Annotated in this window: 15 protein-coding genes; 12 read left to right on the forward strand and 3 right to left on the reverse strand. The window is 67.8% G+C overall.

Annotated elements, in window-relative coordinates; genetic code table 11:
- Positions 1-49: 49 nt before the first annotated feature.
- The 3 genes from CKCBHOJB_RS11750 to CKCBHOJB_RS11760 form a co-directional block, all read right to left on the reverse strand.
- Positions 50-364 carry a BON domain-containing protein gene (locus CKCBHOJB_RS11750; RefSeq protein ID WP_281051680.1) on the reverse strand — a complete coding sequence of 105 codons (315 nt, stop codon included), beginning with the start codon at positions 362-364 and terminating at the stop codon, positions 50-52.
- Positions 365-449: 85 nt separating this feature from the next.
- Entirely contained in the window at positions 450-776 is a 327-nt protein-coding gene (locus CKCBHOJB_RS11755; RefSeq protein ID WP_281048856.1) for a DUF883 domain-containing protein, read from the reverse strand.
- A 9-nt stretch (positions 777-785) separates the two neighbouring features.
- The gene (locus CKCBHOJB_RS11760; RefSeq protein ID WP_281048857.1) at positions 786-1,001 is read right to left on the reverse strand and encodes a glycine zipper 2TM domain-containing protein; all 216 of its coding nucleotides are present in this window, start codon (positions 999-1,001) and stop codon (positions 786-788) included.
- 367 nt (positions 1,002-1,368) lie between these two features.
- Here CKCBHOJB_RS11760 and npdG point away from each other — a divergent pair, with 367 nt between their 5' ends.
- The 12 genes from npdG (at position 1,369) to CKCBHOJB_RS11820 (ending at position 16,340) form a co-directional block, all read left to right on the forward strand.
- The gene (npdG, locus tag CKCBHOJB_RS11765) at positions 1,369-2,049 is read left to right on the forward strand and encodes an NADPH-dependent F420 reductase (protein WP_281048858.1); all 681 of its coding nucleotides are present in this window, start codon (positions 1,369-1,371) and stop codon (positions 2,047-2,049) included.
- A 10-nt stretch (positions 2,050-2,059) separates the two neighbouring features.
- Positions 2,060-2,827, forward strand: a complete 768-nt coding sequence (cofE, locus tag CKCBHOJB_RS11770) for a coenzyme F420-0:L-glutamate ligase (RefSeq protein WP_281048859.1) — start codon at positions 2,060-2,062, stop codon at positions 2,825-2,827.
- On the forward strand, positions 2,824-3,774 hold the full coding sequence (gene cofD / locus CKCBHOJB_RS11775; protein ID WP_281048860.1) for a 2-phospho-L-lactate transferase: 951 nt from the start codon (positions 2,824-2,826) through the stop codon (positions 3,772-3,774). The genes cofE and cofD overlap by 4 nt, the downstream gene beginning before the upstream one ends.
- 280 nt (positions 3,775-4,054) lie before the next feature.
- Positions 4,055-5,788: an SLC13 family permease gene (locus CKCBHOJB_RS11780; RefSeq protein ID WP_281048861.1), complete on the forward strand. Its 1,734-nt coding sequence runs from the start codon at positions 4,055-4,057 to the stop codon at positions 5,786-5,788.
- Positions 5,789-6,067: 279 nt separating this feature from the next.
- Entirely contained in the window at positions 6,068-6,715 is a 648-nt protein-coding gene (gene cofC, locus CKCBHOJB_RS11785; RefSeq protein ID WP_281048862.1) for a 2-phospho-L-lactate guanylyltransferase, read from the forward strand.
- The gene (cofH, locus tag CKCBHOJB_RS11790; protein WP_281048863.1) at positions 6,682-9,117 is read left to right on the forward strand and encodes a 5-amino-6-(D-ribitylamino)uracil--L-tyrosine 4-hydroxyphenyl transferase CofH; all 2,436 of its coding nucleotides are present in this window, start codon (positions 6,682-6,684) and stop codon (positions 9,115-9,117) included. Before cofC ends, cofH begins: the two co-directional genes overlap by 34 nt.
- A 92-nt stretch (positions 9,118-9,209) precedes the next feature.
- Positions 9,210-10,109, forward strand: coding sequence for a sulfate adenylyltransferase subunit CysD (cysD, locus tag CKCBHOJB_RS11795; protein ID WP_281048864.1), 900 nt, complete (start codon positions 9,210-9,212; stop codon positions 10,107-10,109).
- Positions 10,110-12,017: a sulfate adenylyltransferase subunit CysN gene (gene cysN, locus CKCBHOJB_RS11800; protein WP_281048865.1), complete on the forward strand. Its 1,908-nt coding sequence runs from the start codon at positions 10,110-10,112 to the stop codon at positions 12,015-12,017.
- Positions 12,018-12,070: 53 nt separating this feature from the next.
- A complete protein-coding gene (gene cysQ, locus CKCBHOJB_RS11805) occupies positions 12,071-12,853 on the forward strand; it encodes a 3'(2'),5'-bisphosphate nucleotidase CysQ (RefSeq protein WP_281048866.1) in 783 nt (260 codons plus the stop codon).
- A 176-nt stretch (positions 12,854-13,029) separates the two neighbouring features.
- Positions 13,030-13,692, forward strand: a complete 663-nt coding sequence (locus CKCBHOJB_RS11810; protein WP_281048867.1) for a TetR/AcrR family transcriptional regulator — start codon at positions 13,030-13,032, stop codon at positions 13,690-13,692.
- A 10-nt stretch (positions 13,693-13,702) separates the two neighbouring features.
- On the forward strand, positions 13,703-14,896 hold the full coding sequence (locus tag CKCBHOJB_RS11815) for a sulfotransferase (RefSeq protein ID WP_281048868.1): 1,194 nt from the start codon (positions 13,703-13,705) through the stop codon (positions 14,894-14,896).
- Positions 14,889-16,340: a hypothetical protein gene (locus tag CKCBHOJB_RS11820; protein ID WP_281048869.1), complete on the forward strand. Its 1,452-nt coding sequence runs from the start codon at positions 14,889-14,891 to the stop codon at positions 16,338-16,340. Before CKCBHOJB_RS11815 ends, CKCBHOJB_RS11820 begins: the two co-directional genes overlap by 8 nt.
- Position 16,341 lies beyond the last annotated feature (1 nt).

A 16,341-nucleotide genomic window follows, 5' to 3' on the forward strand; every position in this document is an offset into this window, starting at 1 on the left:
GACCACCATCGATAATGCGCTTCAGCAGTGGCCACGGGAAAGGCATCGATTACTTGAGACGCATGTCGTTCTTGACCGACTGCACGCCCTTGACCCCACGGGCCAGTCCGACTGCAGTGTTGATGTCGGCCTGCGAATTGACGAAGCCACTGAGCTGGACTACGCCCTTGAAGGTCTCGACGTTGATCTCGGCCGACTTGAGGCTGGGATGCTCAAAGATTGCAGCCTTCACCTTGGCGGTAATGACGCTGTCGTCGACATACTCGCCCATGCCTTCCTGTTTCGAAGTCGAGGCACAGCCCACTGCAGTGATCAGGGTGAACGAGAGGAAAAGCGCAGACAGATACTTGCCGAACTGCTTCATGATCGTGATCTCCAGATCCATATGAGAATGAACTTCATAGCGCTGCTCTATTCCGGCCGCATACAATCCTCGCCGGACTCGTGGATCACCGGCTTCGCAACATCGCGCCGATGATCAATCCGGCCAAGGCGGTGCCCCCGAGGACCTTCCAGGGGTTTCGGACGACATACGCTTGCGTGATGTCGGCGGCCTCGCCCATGCCCTTGCTGGCCGCGACGCGGGCCCTCACCAACCTCGCCTTGGCCTCGCCCAGGCGATCGTCGATGCGCATTCCCGCAGCGTTGATCTCTTCTCCGCTCGCGCTCAAGACCTCTTTCAACAAGCTCTCGACGTCTGTAACAAGGCCCTTCAGATCCTGTACCACCTGACCGCGGACCTCCAAGACGGGATCGACGTTTGTTTGTTTCGTCATGATCTGTCCCTATTTGCCGACTTCGTGACCGATGACGCCGCCGACCGCTGCACCACCCACAGTACCGACCGCGCTGCCGCCGGTGAGCACAGCACCACCGACCGCGCCGACACCGGCACCGATCGCTGTGCTCTTGTCCCGCTCCGACATACCCGCACAACCCGCAAGGCCAAGCACCATTGCGACTGCGACCGTACCGACGGCCAATCTCTGGAACGTTCTCATGGCAATTCTCCTGAGTCTCTAGAAGCGGGACGTGACGGCCGGGCACCCTCTGCTGGGTCTGCACCGCACTCCGCCACGAGCATGCGAGCGATCAGCAAGGGTCCTTTACATCACTGGACGGTGCCGCGTGTAGCTCGGCTCGTATGTCATCAAGATGAGGGTTGGCAGCGTTGCCGTCTGTCTGCTGGCGCACACAAGGCCAGTGTCCGCTTCGCTCGGTGCCGCGACGCACAAGCTGAAGGCGATGCCACATCAACATCACTTCGTCCGATCGGACGATGCCCTCCGACCATCAACTCCAGTAGCGTGGCTCACACCCTCGGTGCCCGCATCGTCGGGCGTCGCGCCCACCCATGGAGAGATTCAGATGGTCATCGACAAGACAAGAACAATCGCCGTCATCGGCGGCACCGGCAAGCTCGGGGCCGCCCTCGCCCGCCGCTGGGCGAAGGCCGGGCTGCGCGTGGCGATCGGCTCGCGCGACGCCGACAAGGCGCGCGAAGCGGCCGCCGCGCTGGCGGCGGAAACCGGCACCCCGGTCGATTCGGGGCTCAACGCAGAAGTCGCCGCCCGCGCCGACCTGATCGTCGTCAGCGTGCCCTTCGCGTCGCAGGCCGCGACCCTCGAGGAGATCCGCGCGGCGGCGGCCGGCAAGCTGGTGGTGGATACCACGGTGCCGCTGATGCCGCCCAAGGTGATGCGTGTGCAGCTGCCGCCCGAGGGCTGCGCCGCGCTGCGCGCACAGCAGACGCTGGGTGAAGCGGTGCGTGTGGTTTCCGCCTTCCACAATGTGGCCGCGCACAAGCTCGCCACCGACGAGGACATCGCCTGCGACGTGCTGGTGTTCGGCGACGACAAGGCCGACCGCACCCAGGTGGTCGCACTCGCCGATGCCGCCGGCCTGCGCGGGCTGCACGGCGGCGCCCTGGCCAACTCCGCCGCGGCCGAGGCGATGACCTCGGTGCTGATCTTTCTCAACAAGACCTATCGTGTCGACGGCGCCGGCCTGTGCATCACCGGCGCGCTCGACATGAATGCCGACGCCTGAGGAGCCGGCCATGGGACGCCGGCTCTGTTTCGAAGCGCTTTCCGGCATCCCCGAGGTCCGGCCTGGCGACGCACTTTCGCCGCTGATCGTGGCGGCGCTGGCGGAGAACGACAGCGCGCTGGGCCACGACAGCATCGTCGTGGTGGCGCAGAAGATCGTGTCGAAGTCGGAAGGCCGCTTCGCCTGGCTCGATGAGGTCATCCCTTCCGACAAGGCGCGGGAGCTCGCCCGCATCACCGGCAAGGACGCGCGCCTGGTCGAGCTGACGCTGTCGGAATCGACGCGCGTGCTGCGCGCGGTGCCGGGCGTGCTGATCGTGCGTCACCGCCTCGGCTACGTGATGGCCAACGCCGGCATCGACATGTCCAACGTGCCGGGCGAGGCGGGCCGGGAACGCGCCCTGCTGCTGCCGCTGGACCCGGAGGCCTCGGCGGCCGGGCTGCGCGAGGCCTTGCGCGAAGCGACCGGGCAGGCGGTTGGCGTGATCGTGAGCGACAGCTTCGGGCGCCCGTGGCGCAACGGCGTGGTGAACGTGGCGCTCGGCTCCGCCGGCATTCCCGCGCTGATCGACCGCCGCGGCGACACCGACCGCCACGGCCGCACGCTGCAGATCACCCAGACCGCCTTTGCCGATGCGGTGGCCGCCGGCGCCGCGGTGGTGATGGGCGAAGGCGACGAAGGCATGCCGGTGGTGATCGCCAGCGGCTTCATGCCCGCCGCGCCCGAGACGGATTGCCGGGCGCTGGTGCGCCCGATCGACACGGACCTGTTCCAATGAGCGCACCCAGCATCCTTGCCCTGAGCGGCGGCGTCGGTGGCGCCAAGCTCGCCGACGGACTGCTGCACGCGGCCGGCCGCGGCCGGCTCACCGTCGTGGTCAATACCGGCGACGACTTCACCCACCTCGGCCTGCACATCTCGCCCGACATCGACACCGCGCTGTACACGCTGGCCGGTCTCGCCAACCCCGAGACCGGATGGGGCCGGCGCGACGAGACCTGGACCTTCATGGATGCGCTCGCCCGCCTGGGCGGCGAGACCTGGTTCCGCCTCGGCGATGGCGACCTCGCCACCCATGTCGAGCGCACGCGCCGGCTCGCGGCGGGCGAGCCGCTGTCGGCCATCGTCGCCGACTTCGCGCGCCGCTTCGGCATCGAGGCCGACATCGTGCCAATGTCCGACCAGCCGGTGCGCACCCGGGTGCGGACGGACGAAGGCACGTTCGACTTCCAGGACTATTTCGTCCGCCAGCAATGCCGGCCGGTGACGCGCGCAGTCGAGTTCGTGTTCGCGCCCGACACGCGGCCCTGCGCCGCGCTCGAGGCGGCGCTCGCCGACGAGGCGCTGGGCGCTATCCTGATCTGCCCGTCCAACCCCTATCTGAGCATCGCCCCCATCCTCGCCGTGCCCGGCCTGCGTGCGCTGCTGCGCGCGCGCGGCGTGCCGATCGTCGCGGTGTCGCCGCTGGTCGGTGGCGCCGCGGTGAAGGGGCCGACCGCGAAGATCATGAGCGAGTTGGGCGTGCCGGTGAGCGCGGACGAGATCGTCCGCCACTACGGCGATCTGCTCGACGGCTTCGTGCTCGATGCGCGCGACGCGCACCTGCGCGCGCGGATCGGCGTGCCGGTGCATGTGACCGACACGCTGATGCTGGCGCCGGCCGACCGCATCCGCGTCGCGCAGGAGACCCTGGCCTTCGCCGCCACCCTGCCGCCCAGGCCCTGACCCAGGCGCGCGTCGTCCATCTGCAGAGCGATGCCGCCGCGCGGCCCAGAAACCGAGCTTTTTCACATTCAGCCGGAATGCATCTTGGGGAGAGTCGCAAGCGTCTGGTTTTAAACGCTTTAGCAAGCCTTGCGCGCGCGCTCGAAGTATCCCGAAGCGAGTAGCCGTCCGCGTATACGAGGTGTTCCAATCCTGGCAAGGACAGCGCCAGGACCATGCAGACACGACACCTCACCCCTCTTGCAGCCCCTGCGGGCTCGACCCCGGTCGCAGGCAAGCGATGACGGCCTATCTCGTCCTCGCTTCCCTCGCCGTCCTGCTCGCACTGCTGTTGAGCGGCCGCTTCAAGCCCGCGAGCCTGTTCGTCAGCTGGGCGGTCGGCTATCACCTGCTGATCGGGACGGACGAAAGGAGCTTTCTCGCCAGCTACGTGAATCCGGGCGTGGTCACGCTGGCGTTGCTGCTGATGGTCTCGCTGGTGCTCGAGCGCGCGCCCTTGCTCGACGCCTTGCCGGCGCGCCTCCTGCGCGGACGTCCGACGCTCGCCGTGTTGCGCCTGACCGGCTTCACCGCGATCGCGTCGGCCTTCATCAACAACACCGCGATCGTCGCCGCGCTGCTCGGCACCCTGGCCCGGCAACGACATCTCCCGCCCTCCCGCGTCCTGCTGCCGCTGTCGTACGCCGCTATTCTGGGTGGGATCACCACCTTGATCGGCACGTCCACCAACCTCGTCGTGAACGCCTTTGCCGTCGAGGCCGGGCTTCCCCCGCTCGGAATGTTCGACCTCGCCTGGGCAGGTGTGCCGATCGCGGTCGTGTGCCTGATCGTGCTCGCCATCGGCAGCCGCCATCTTCCCCTTCATCAGGGCGGCTCCGGGGAGCAGGTCCAGCGCTACTTCCTCGAAGCGCGGGTGATGCCGGGCGCGCCGCTGGTCGGACGCACGATCGAACAGAACCGGCTGCGCCAGCTCGATGGCCTGTACCTGGTCGAGATCGTTCGCAACGGCCATCTCATATCACCCGCGAGTCCGAGCGAGATCCTGCAGGCCGACGACCGCCTGATCTTCACCGGCGAGATCGCAAAGGTATCGACGCTGCAACGCTTTCCCGGCCTGCAGCTCTTCGGCCATCAGAGTGGCGCGCTGCTGCACTCGAATCTGGTCGAGGTCGTGATCACCGGCGAATCGGAGCTCGACGGGCGCACCCTGCGCGATCTGGACTTCCGCACCATGTTCGACGCGGGGGTGGTCGGCATCCGCCGTGGCAACCAGCAACTCTCGGGTCAGCTGGGGCGCATCGTCCTGCACGCCGGCGACTGCCTTCTGCTCGCCACCGGGGCGGACTTTGGCCAGCACCGCAACCTCGACCGCAACTTCGTCATCGTCAGCGGTGCCCCCGTCAGGCCCCGTTTGAGCGCGCGTCAGAGCCTCCTGGCCTTTGCCGGATTTTTCGGCGTGATAGCGCTTGCAGCGCTCGAGCGCCTGCCGCTGCTGCCGGGGCTGCTGATGCTGACCGGGCTGTTCATCGCCTCCGGCCTGCTGGAGGTGGCGGAGATGCGCCGGCGCTTTCCCTTCGAACTGGTGCTGATCATCGGATCGGCACTGAGCATTGCGCGGGTCATGGAAGATTCGGGCGCCGCCGGGCTGATCGTGCAGGCGATGAGCGCGGTGTCCGCCGGCCATGGTGTCTGGGGCGCCTTCATCGGTGCCTATCTGATCACGCTGCTCCTGACCGAGGTGCTCACCAACAACGCCGCCGCCGCGCTCGGCTTTCCGATCGCCCTGGCGGCGGCACGAGCCTTCGACGCCGATCCGACGCCCTTCATCATGATCGTCTGCTACGGCGCGAGCGCCGGCTTCCTCGTTCCTTTCGGCTACCAGACGCACCTGATGGTGTTCTCCACCGGGCACTACCGCGCGATGGACTTCGTGCGCCTGGGTCTGCCCATCACGCTGGCCTACAGCACCGTGGCGCTGACGGTCGTCCCCTACCTGTTTCCCCTTTACCCCTGATGCGCTCGCGCACCACGAAAACCGAGCTTTTTCACATTTAGCCGCAACGCGTCTCCGGAAAAGGCTCAACAAACTGTTTTATAGATAGTTTTATTTCGCGCCCAGCAGTCATCGAGGGGCTCAAAGCGAGTAGCCGTCGTCGTATCCGAGATGTTTCAATTTTGCCAAGGACAGCACAAAGACCATGCAGAAACGACACCTCGAACCTCTCGCAGCCCACGACGCCAAATCCGCCTCGCAGCGTGCCACACGCGCGGCCGGATCGCCGGGAGCACGGCCATGAGCTGCTGGGCCGTGGTTCCGCTCAAGGCGCGCCGCCTCGGCAAGACGCGGCTGTCCGGCCTGCTCGACGAGGCCGCCCGCGCCGCGCTGGTGCAGTCGATGCTCGAGACCGTGCTGTCGGCCCTGTCCGCGGCGCAGGAAATCGATCGCATCGCCGTGGTCAGCAGCGAACCCGAGCGGATCCCCGCCGGCGTCCTCGCCTTGCCCGACCCGGGCGAAGGCCTGAACCCGGCACTGAGCGCCGCCGCCGACAGGCTGCTCGACCACGGTGCGAGTTCGCTGCTGATCATCCACGCCGACCTGCCGCTGGTGCGGGCGAGCGACATCGACCGCTTCGTGCGCGCCGGCCGCCGCCAGGGCATGGCGCTGGCCACCGACCGCCACGGCACCGGCACCAACGCGCTGTTCGTGGCGGACGGCCTGGACTTCCCTTTCCGCTTCGGCGCCAACAGCCTGTCGCGCCATCTGGCCGAAGCCCGCCTGCGCCGGATCACGCCCGCCCTGCCCGCGTTGAACGGCCTCGCCATCGACATCGACACCCCTGCCGACCTCGCCTGCCTGTGGCCGGCCGCCGCAGCCTCCTTCACGCCTTCCCGCTGGAGCCCTATGCCATGCACGACCTCGCCATGCACGACCTCACTGTGAGCCTTCTCGACCGCGCGCGGGCAGGACACGCGCTGTCGGCCGACGACATCCACCTGCTGGCCGAGCACGCGTCGCACGCCCAGTTGCTGCAGGCCGCCGAGGCCCTTACGCTGGCCGGGCACGGATCGAACGTGGGTTACTCGCGCAAGGTCTTCATCCCGCTCACCCGGCTGTGCCGCAACACCTGCGGCTACTGCACCTTCGCCACCACGCCGAAGTCGGTGCCGAGCGCCTACCTGAGCGCGGACGAAGTGCTGGCGATCGCCCGCGCCGGCGCGGCGGCAGGCTGCCACGAGGCCTTGTTCACCCTCGGCGAACGCCCGGAATCGCGTTATCAGGCCGCGCGCGACGCCCTCGCCGCGCTCGGCCACGGCTCGACCATCGAATACCTGGCGGAAATGGCTGCGCTGGTGCATCGCGAGACCGGCCTGCTGCCGCATGTGAACCCCGGCACCATGAGCGCCGAAGAGATAGCCCTGCTCCGCCCGCTGTCGGCCTCGATGGGCATCATGCTCGAGTCCTCCTCCATCCGCCTGTGCGAACGCGGTGGCCCGCACTGGAAGTGCGTGGACAAGCACCCCGACGTCCGCCTCGAGACCTTGCGCCTCGCCGGCGAACAGGCGGTGCCGATGACCACCGGCATCCTGATCGGCATCGGCGAGACGCGGCGCGAACGTGTCGACTCCCTGCTCGCGCTGCGCGATCTGCACGCGGCGCACGGGCACCTGCAGGAGATCATCGTGCAGAACTTCCGCGCCAAACCGGGGACCGTGATGGCAGGGGCGGACGAGCCCGGCGTGGACGATCACACCTGGACGATCGCGATCGCGCGCCTGATCTTCGGCGCCCGCATGTCGATCCAGGCGCCGCCCAACCTGAGGCCCGGCGAGCTCGGCCCGCTGCTGCGCGCCGGCGTCAATGACTGGGGCGGCATCTCGCCGGTCACGCTCGACCACGTCAACCCGGAAGCGGCCTGGCCGCAGATCGACGCCCTCGCCGCCGAGACGGCCACACACGGCCGCCATCTGCGCCCGCGCCTGCCGCTGATCCCGTCCTTCGTGGGCGAGGCTGCGCGGTGGACCGACACCGCGATGTGCACCGCCCTGCTGCGCCGCGCCGACGCGAGCGGCTTCGCCCGCGCCGACGACTGGATCGCCGGCACCGGCCAGGCCCCATCGCCCGCGGCGCTGCGCGTATTCGCACCGCAAGCCGGCGCCACGGCGCCCTCGCAGGCCATCCGCGCGCTGCTCGACAAGGCCCTGGCGGGCCGCGAGCTGGCCGAGGACGAGATCGTGCGCCTCTTCGATGCGCAGGGCGCCGACCTGCACGCCGTGATGGCGGCCGCCGACCGCCTGCGGCGCGACACCGTGGGCGACGCGGTCACCCACGTGCGTAACTGCAACATCAACTACACCAACATCTGCCAGCACCGCTGCGGCTTCTGCGCCTTCGCCAAGAGCCACGCCGCCTCCACGCTGCGTGGCCCGGCCTACCGGCTCGAAGCCGAGCAGGTTGCCGCCCGTGCGCTCGAGGCCTGGGCGCGCGGCGCCACCGAGGTGTGCATGCAGGGCGGCATCCACCCGCACTACACCGGCGACACCTACCTCGAGCTGCTGGCGGCGGTGAAGCGCGCGACGCCCGACATGCACATCCATGCCTTCTCGCCGCTGGAGATCCGGCACGGCGCCGCCACCCTGGGCCTGTCGCTGCGCGACTACCTGCGCCGCTTGCGCGACGCCGGCCTGCGCACGCTGCCGGGCACGGCGGCGGAGATCCTCGACGACGAGGTGCGCGCCATCATCTGCCCGGACAAGCTCGACACCGCGCAATGGCTCGAGGTAATGGAGGCCGCGCACGCGGTCGGCATCCGCAGCACCGCGACCATCATGTTCGGCCATGTGGATGCGCCACGGCACTGGGCGCGGCACCTGCTCGCCATCCGCCGCCTGCAGGCGAAGACCGGCGGCTTCACCGAGTTCGTGCCCCTGCCCTTCGTGCATATGGAATCGCCGCTGTGGCACAAGGGCCGCGCCCGCTCGGGCCCGACGCTGCGCGAGTCGGTGCTGATGCACGCGGTCGCGCGCCTGGTGCTGCATCCGCTGATCGCGAACATCCAGACCTCGTGGGTGAAGATGGGCGGCGAAGGCGCGGCGCTCTGCCTGCAGGCCGGCGCCAACGACCTCGGCGGCACGCTGATGTACGAATCGATCACGCGCGCAGCGGGCGGCGCCAACGGCCAGCTGATGGAGACCGCCGACCTGCGTGCGATCGCGGCGCGCTGCGAACGTCCGCTGCGCCAGCGCACCACGCTCTATGAGGCGGTGCCGCCTGCGGCCGACCGGGCCGCGGTCGGACCACCCCAGCGCCCGCGGCAGGTGCATAGGCTGCACGCGACCGCCTGACCCCCCACGCTCCACGCAGTACCGAACCGCGCCGCCCCGGTGGCGCGGCCGGCCCCTCTCGTCCCTAGATCCCGCAACAAGCTGGAGAATCCATGACACTCACCCACCTGCAACGGCTCGAAGCCGAAAGCATCCACATCCTGCGCGAAGTCGTCGCCGAGGCCGACAACCCGGTCATGCTGTATTCGATCGGCAAGGACAGCGCGGTCATGCTGCACCTGGCGATGAAGGCCTTCTATCCGGCGGTGCCGCCCTTTCCGCTGCTGCACGTCGATACGCGCTGGAAATTCCAGGAGATGTACCGCTTCCGCACCCGCATGGCGCAGGAGACGGGCATGGACCTGCTGGTGCACATCAACCCCGAGGGCGTCGAGAAGGACATCAACCCCTTCACCCACGGCTCGGCGATCCACACCGACATCATGAAGACCGAGGGCCTCAAGCAGGCGCTCGACCAGTACGGCTTCGACGTCGCCTTCGGCGGCGCGCGACGCGACGAGGAGAAGTCGCGCGCCAAGGAGCGCGTGTTCTCGTTCCGCACCGCGCAGCACCGCTGGGACCCGAAGAACCAGCGCCCCGAGCTGTGGAAGCTCTACAACGCCAGAAAGCACAAGGGCGAGTCGATCCGCGTGTTCCCGCTGTCGAACTGGACCGAGCTCGACATCTGGCAGTACATCTACCTCGAGAACATCCCGATCGTGCCGCTGTACTACGCCGCCGAGCGGCCGGTCGTCGAGCGCGACGGCACGCTGATCATGGTCGATGACCACCGCATGCCCTTGAAGCCCGGCGAGGTGCCGATGATGAAGAAGGTGCGCTTCCGCACCCTGGGCTGCTACCCGCTGACCGGCGCGGTCGAGTCCGAAGCCGACACCCTGCCGGCGATCATCCAGGAGATGCTCCTCACCCGGACGTCCGAGCGTCAGGGCCGGGTGATCGACCACGATTCCGCCGCTTCCATGGAAAAGAAAAAGCAAGAGGGGTACTTCTAAATGGCACACGTTTCCGAGCTCATCGCCACCGACATCGAGCAGTACCTGAAGGCGCACGAACACAAGAGCCTGCTGCGCTTCATCACCTGCGGCAGCGTCGATGACGGCAAGAGCACGCTGATCGGCCGCCTGCTCTACGAATCGAAGATGCTGTTCGAGGACCAGCTCGCCGCGGTCGAGGCCGACTCGAAGAAGTTCGGCACCCAGGGCGACGCGATCGACTTCGCGCTGCTGGTCGATGGCCTGGCCGCCGAGCGCGAGCAGGGCATCACGATCGACGTGGCCTACCGCTTCTTCTCCACCGACAAGCGCAAGTTCATCGTCGCCGACACCCCGGGCCACGAGCAGTACACCCGCAACATGGTCACCGGCGCCTCCACCGCCGATGTGGCGATTCTGATGGTCGATGCGCGCAGGGGCATCCTCACCCAGACCCGGCGCCACAGCTACCTGGTGTCGCTGCTCGGCATCCGCCACATCGTGGTGGCGATCAACAAGATGGACCTGGTCGACTATTCGGAGAAGGTCTTCCGCGACATCCGCGAGGACTACGCCGCCTTTGCCGCGCAGATCGGGCTCGAGGACGTGAGCTTCATCCCGCTGTCGGCCTTCAGGGGCGACAACATCATCGAGCCGAGCAATGCGATGCCCTGGTACCACGGCAGCACGCTGATGGCCTACCTGGAGACGGTCGAGATCGACGACGCACGCATGCAGCGCGCGCCCTTCCGCCTCCCGGTGCAATGGGTCAACCGCCCCAACCTGGATTTCCGCGGTTTCGCCGGCCAGGTGGCGAGCGGCGTGATCCGCCCGGGCGACCGCATCCGCGTGCAGCCCTCGGGGCGCGAGAGCACGGTGGCGCGCATCGTCACCCACGGCGGCGACCTGGCGCAGGCCGTCTCCGGCCAGTCGGTGACGCTGACGCTGGCCGACGAGATCGACATCTCGCGTGGCGACGTCATCTCCACGGTGGAGGCCCCCGCCGAGGTGGCCGACCAGTTCGAGACCACGCTGGTGTGGATGCACGACGAGCCGATGCTGCCCGGCCGCCCCTACCTGCTCAAGATCGGCGCCAAGACGGTTACGGCCACGATCACCGACATCAAGTACCAGGTGAACGTGAACACGCTCGAGCACGTCGCGGCCAAGAAGCTGGAACTGAACGCGATCGGCGTGTGCAACCTCAGCCTCGACCGTCCGATCGCCTTCGATGCCTATCGCGACAACCGCGACACGGGCGGCTTCATCCTGGTCGACCGGCTGTCGAACAACACCGTCGGCGCCGGCCTGCTGCACTTCGCGCTGCGGCGCGCGCACAACATCCACGTCCAGCACGTCGATGTCGACAACGCGGCGCGCTCGGCCCTGAAGCACCAGAAGAGCTGCGTGCTGTGGTTCACCGGCCTGTCGGGCGCGGGCAAGTCCTCGATCGCCAACCTGGTCGAGAAGAAGCTGCACGCGCTCGGCCACCATACCTACCTGCTCGACGGCGACAACGTGCGCCACGGGCTGAACAAGGACCTCGGCTTCACCGACGCCGACCGCGTGGAGAACATCCGCCGCGTGGCCGAGGTGGCCAGGCTGATGGTGGATGCCGGCCTGATCGTGCTCACCGCCTTCATCTCGCCCTTCAAGTCCGAGCGGCGCATGGCGCGAAGCCTGATGGGCGAGGACGAGTTCATCGAGATCTTCGTCGACACGCCGCTCGAGGTCGCCGAACAGCGCGACGTCAAGGGCCTCTACAAGAAGGCGCGGCGCGGCGAGCTGAAGAACTTCACCGGCATCGACTCGCCCTACGAGGCGCCGGAGAGCCCCGAGCTGCAGCTGACGACGCCCCAGCTCTCGCTCGACGCGGCCGCCGACGCGGTCATCGCCACGCTGCGCCTGCGCGGCGTCATCGCCGACTAAAGGTAGCGGGCCCGCGCGGGCCCGCTCTCCCCCACACACGAACAGGAGCCACCATGGCCCAATCATACGAACCGAGCGCCCTGCTCGACGCCCTGCTCCCGGTCGCCCGCGCGGCCGGCGACGAGATCATGAAGATCTATGCCACCGACTTCGAGGTGCGCGGAAAGACCGACGCCTCGCCGGTGACCGAAGCCGACGAGCGCGCCGAAGCGCTGATCCTGCCCGCCCTCGCCCGCCTCACCCCGGACATTCCAGTGGTCTCCGAGGAGGCGGCTGCGGCCGGGCGCATTCCCGCGGTGGGCGAGCGCTTCTGGCTGGTCGATCCGCTCGACGGCACCAAGGAGTTCATCAGCCGCAATGGCGAGTTCACCGTCAACATCGCGCTCATCGAGCGCGGCGTACCGGTACTCGGCGTCGTCTTCGCGCCTGCGCTCGACCGCTTGTTCGCCGGTGGCGCGACGCTCGGCGCGATGGTCGAGGACAAGGGCGTGCGCCGCACGATCGCGTGCCGCACACCCCCCGCCGAAGGCCTGACCGTGGTGGCCAGCCGCTCGCACGGCGACGCCGACGCGCTGGCCGCCTTCCTCGCCGGGCGCAAGGTCGCCAGCCAGACCAACGCCGGCTCGTCGCTCAAGCTGTGCCTGGTCGCTGCCGGCGAAGCCGATGTGTATCCGCGCCTCGGCCGCACCATGGAATGGGATATCGCCGCCGGTGACGCCGTGCTGCGTGCCGCGGGCGGCATCGTCCGCACCCTCGACGGCGGTGTTCTGGGATACGGCAAGGCGGATTTTGCCAATCCTCACTTCGCCGCCTGGGGCACGACCGCCGCGGTCTAGCGCCACAAAAACCGAGCTTTGCTCGGTTTCCGCGGCACAAAATCGGGTTCAATTGCCAAGCCCTTGTTTCAAAGCGCTTTATTCTTTCCCCTCGGGCTCGCGAAATCGCATCGAATGCGAGTAGCCAGGCCGGGGACGGCTTGCTCCAATTGACCGCGTCACGCGAAGGAACGCTCATGGCCTCCCAACACTCACCGCTTCGTCGCAGCCCCACCCAGTCCCGCGCCACAGCCACGCTGCGGGCCATCCGCGAGGCTGCGCTGCGCATCCTGAAAGAGGAAGGTCATGCGCGCCTCACCACCAACCGCATCGCCGAGGTGGCCGGGATCAGCATCGGCAGCCTGTACCAGTACTACGCCGACAAGCATTCGATCGCGGCGGACATCTGCAACGAGCTGCTGACCTCGGAACTCGACGACATCCGGCGCCTCGACCGCCAGGCGATCGCGCTCGCCGAGAACTCGCTCGACGCCACGCTCGAGTTCTTCGTCGCGGAACAGGTCGCGCGCCATCGGCGCCTGTACCTGCAGCTGCGCGACTTCTACCTCGAGATCCACTGGAAGTACGACTTCGAGGCCTACTCGCGCAAGCGTTACCCGAACAAGCCCAGCACGGCCGAGTGGCTGCCGTCCGCCCTCGAGCGCCACCGCGACACCCTGCGGGTGCAGGACTTCACGCTCGCCGCGCGCATGGTCGCCAACGCGCTCGAAGGCACGATCCACGCCACCCTCGACCGCAACCCCGAGCTGATCCTGACGCAGGAATTCATCGACGAGCTGCACGTCATGCTCGTCCGTTATCTCAGGAAGATGCCCGGCGAAGGCATCCAGAACGACTAAGGAGACTCTCTTGTTCTACTACTTCGACTTCACCGTCTGGTTCAAGCTGCTGCGCCTCGTCGGCCAGGAGCAGAACACACGCCAGCGCCGCGGACTGTACAAACTGCTGCTGCTTCACGTACCGCTGCGCGCAACGGTGACCGCGGTGTGCTTCTTCCTCGACGGCATCCTGTTTCCCGGCCTGTGGCGCACCAAGGTGAAGACCCCGGTCTTCATCATCGGCCACGCGCGCAGCGGCACCACGCTCGCCCACCGGCTGATGGACGCCGACGCGCGTTTCTCCACCTTCAAGTACTACGAGCTGCTGCTGCCCTCGCTGCTGCAGAAAAAGCTCGTGCGCCTGGCCGCATGGATCGACGCCCACCTGCTCGGACGCGCGCTCGAGCGCAGGCTGCAGGCCTGGGAGAAGCGCAAGTTCGGCCCCATGCAGCACATCCACAAGATGGGCCTGACGATCCCCGAGGAAGACGACCTGCTGTACTTCAACTCCTGCGCCTCGGGTTTCTGGCTGACCAAGCTCCCGTACATGAGCGAGCTCGACTTCTTCCACATCGACCAGCGCCCGGCCGCGAGCCGGCGCCGGATGATGAAGTTCTACAAGGAATGCGTGCGCCGCCAGCTCTACCTGAACGGCAGCGACCGCATCCACCTGAGCAAGAACCCCACCTACTGCGGCCGCGTCGAGTCCCTAATCGAGGCCTTTCCCGATGCGCGTTTCGTGATCCTCTACCGCAACCCGCACGAGACCATCCCCAGCCTGCTCAAGCTCCTCAACGTGGGCTGGAAGCTGCAGGGCAACCTGTCGCAGGACCGCATCCGTGAATCCAACCAGGTGATGACCGGCCTCTCCTACGAGTCCTACCTCCATCCGCTCGAGGTCCTCGAGCGCCACCCCGAGACCCCGCATGCGGTCATCGACTACCGGCGGCTGACGACCGACCCGAAGGGCACGATCGAGGACGTCTATCGCGACCTCGGGCTCGACATCACCCCCGCCTTTGCCCGCTTCCTGGAGGCCGAGGCCGCCCGTACCCGCAAGCACGAAACCGAACACCGCTACAGCCTGGCCGAGTTCGGCCTTGACGACGCCGAGATCCGGGAACGACTGGCGCCGCTGTTCGAGAAGTTCAACTGGGACGAGGACGTCCCCCCCAACCCGCAGAGCGCACCCGCGCAAGACAAGAAGGAGCTGGCCCATGCATGAGCCCAATCCCCGGCACGACGCCGTGTTCGACATCGTCAAGGCCCACGTCGAGGCGCGCGACCCGGAGACCCGTGATGCCGCAGTCCAGTTGCGCCAGGCCTGGGACGGCATGATCGCGCAGCTGCAGGACGCCCGCGACGCGATCGACGACCCGAAGCTGTGGCCCCCGCCCGCCACGCCGCGCAACCTCGCCGAAGGCTACCGCTACGTGCTCGGCTTCCTGTACGGCTCGATCTCGCGCTGTCTCGGGCCGACGCCCGAGTTCCCCTACTTCGTGCGCGCCATCCAGCCGCTCAACCGCTCGACCATCGACAACTGCGACGCTCTCTACCTGATGGCGCCGATCGACGGCAACTACAGCTACACCATCCGCGGTCGCGCCGCCGACACCAGCGCCTGGCGCGGCGGCAAGGCGCCGGCCGGGGTGCGCAAGGCACCGCACTACGTGATCTTCGAGACGCCCAGCGGCTACTCGGGCGAAAGCGGCAGCCTCAAGGAGATGACGCCCGGCTCGCGCATCAACTGCGCCGAACTGGACTGCACCGAGCTGAAGGTGGAGGCCGACGGCAGCTTCGAGATCCTGCTCGCCCCCGAGAAGCCGCCCGGCTACGAGGGCAACTTCATGCTCACCCGCGCCAGCCGGACGCGCAAGCAGAAGGACGGCAGCAGCGTCACGCGCGAGTACGTGAGCCAGCTGGTGATGCTGCGCGAGCTGTTCTCCGACTGGGAGAACGAGGACCTGCTCGAGCTCTTCATCTACCGCAACGACCTGCTCGGCAAGCCGATGCCGGCCTACACGCCCGAGGTCGCCGCCAGGCAGATCGCCGACATCGGCCGCTTCACCCGCAACCAGGTGCACTTCTGGAACGAGTTCTACGCGGTCGTGTGCGAGTGCTACGGCGACATGAACGGCGACGGCCAGTGCTTCATGCCGCGCAACGACTTCAACAAGCCCAATGCCGCCTCGCTCGCCACCGCCGGCGGCATGGCTACCAACGTGTATTGCGGCGGCATCTTCGAGCTGGCAGCCGACGAGGCGCTGGTGGTCGAGATGCACCAGCCGGTGGAGCCGGTCTACATCGGCTTCAGCCTGGGCAACATGTGGGGCGAATCGCTGGACTTCGCCAACTACCAGAGCAGCCTCGGCGGCCTGCAGGCGCACCGCGATGCCGACAACGTCTTCCGCCTGGTGGTCTCCCATCGCGATCCGGGCATCGCCAACTGGCTCGACACCACCGGCCAGCCCGAGGGCTACATGGCGATCCGCTGGGCCTACCCCGTCAAGCCCATGGACAAGCTGCCGTGGGCGACGGCGAAGAAGGTGCCGCTCGCCGAGGTGCGCCAGCACCTGCCGGCCGACACCCGCCTGATCTCGCCCGAGGCGCGCCGGCAGCAGATCGCGATCCGCCAGGAACACGTGCAGCGCCGCTACCGCCAGCACTGAC

This window comes from Thauera sp. GDN1, from assembly GCF_029223545.1.
Lineage (GTDB): Bacteria > Pseudomonadota > Gammaproteobacteria > Burkholderiales > Rhodocyclaceae > Thauera.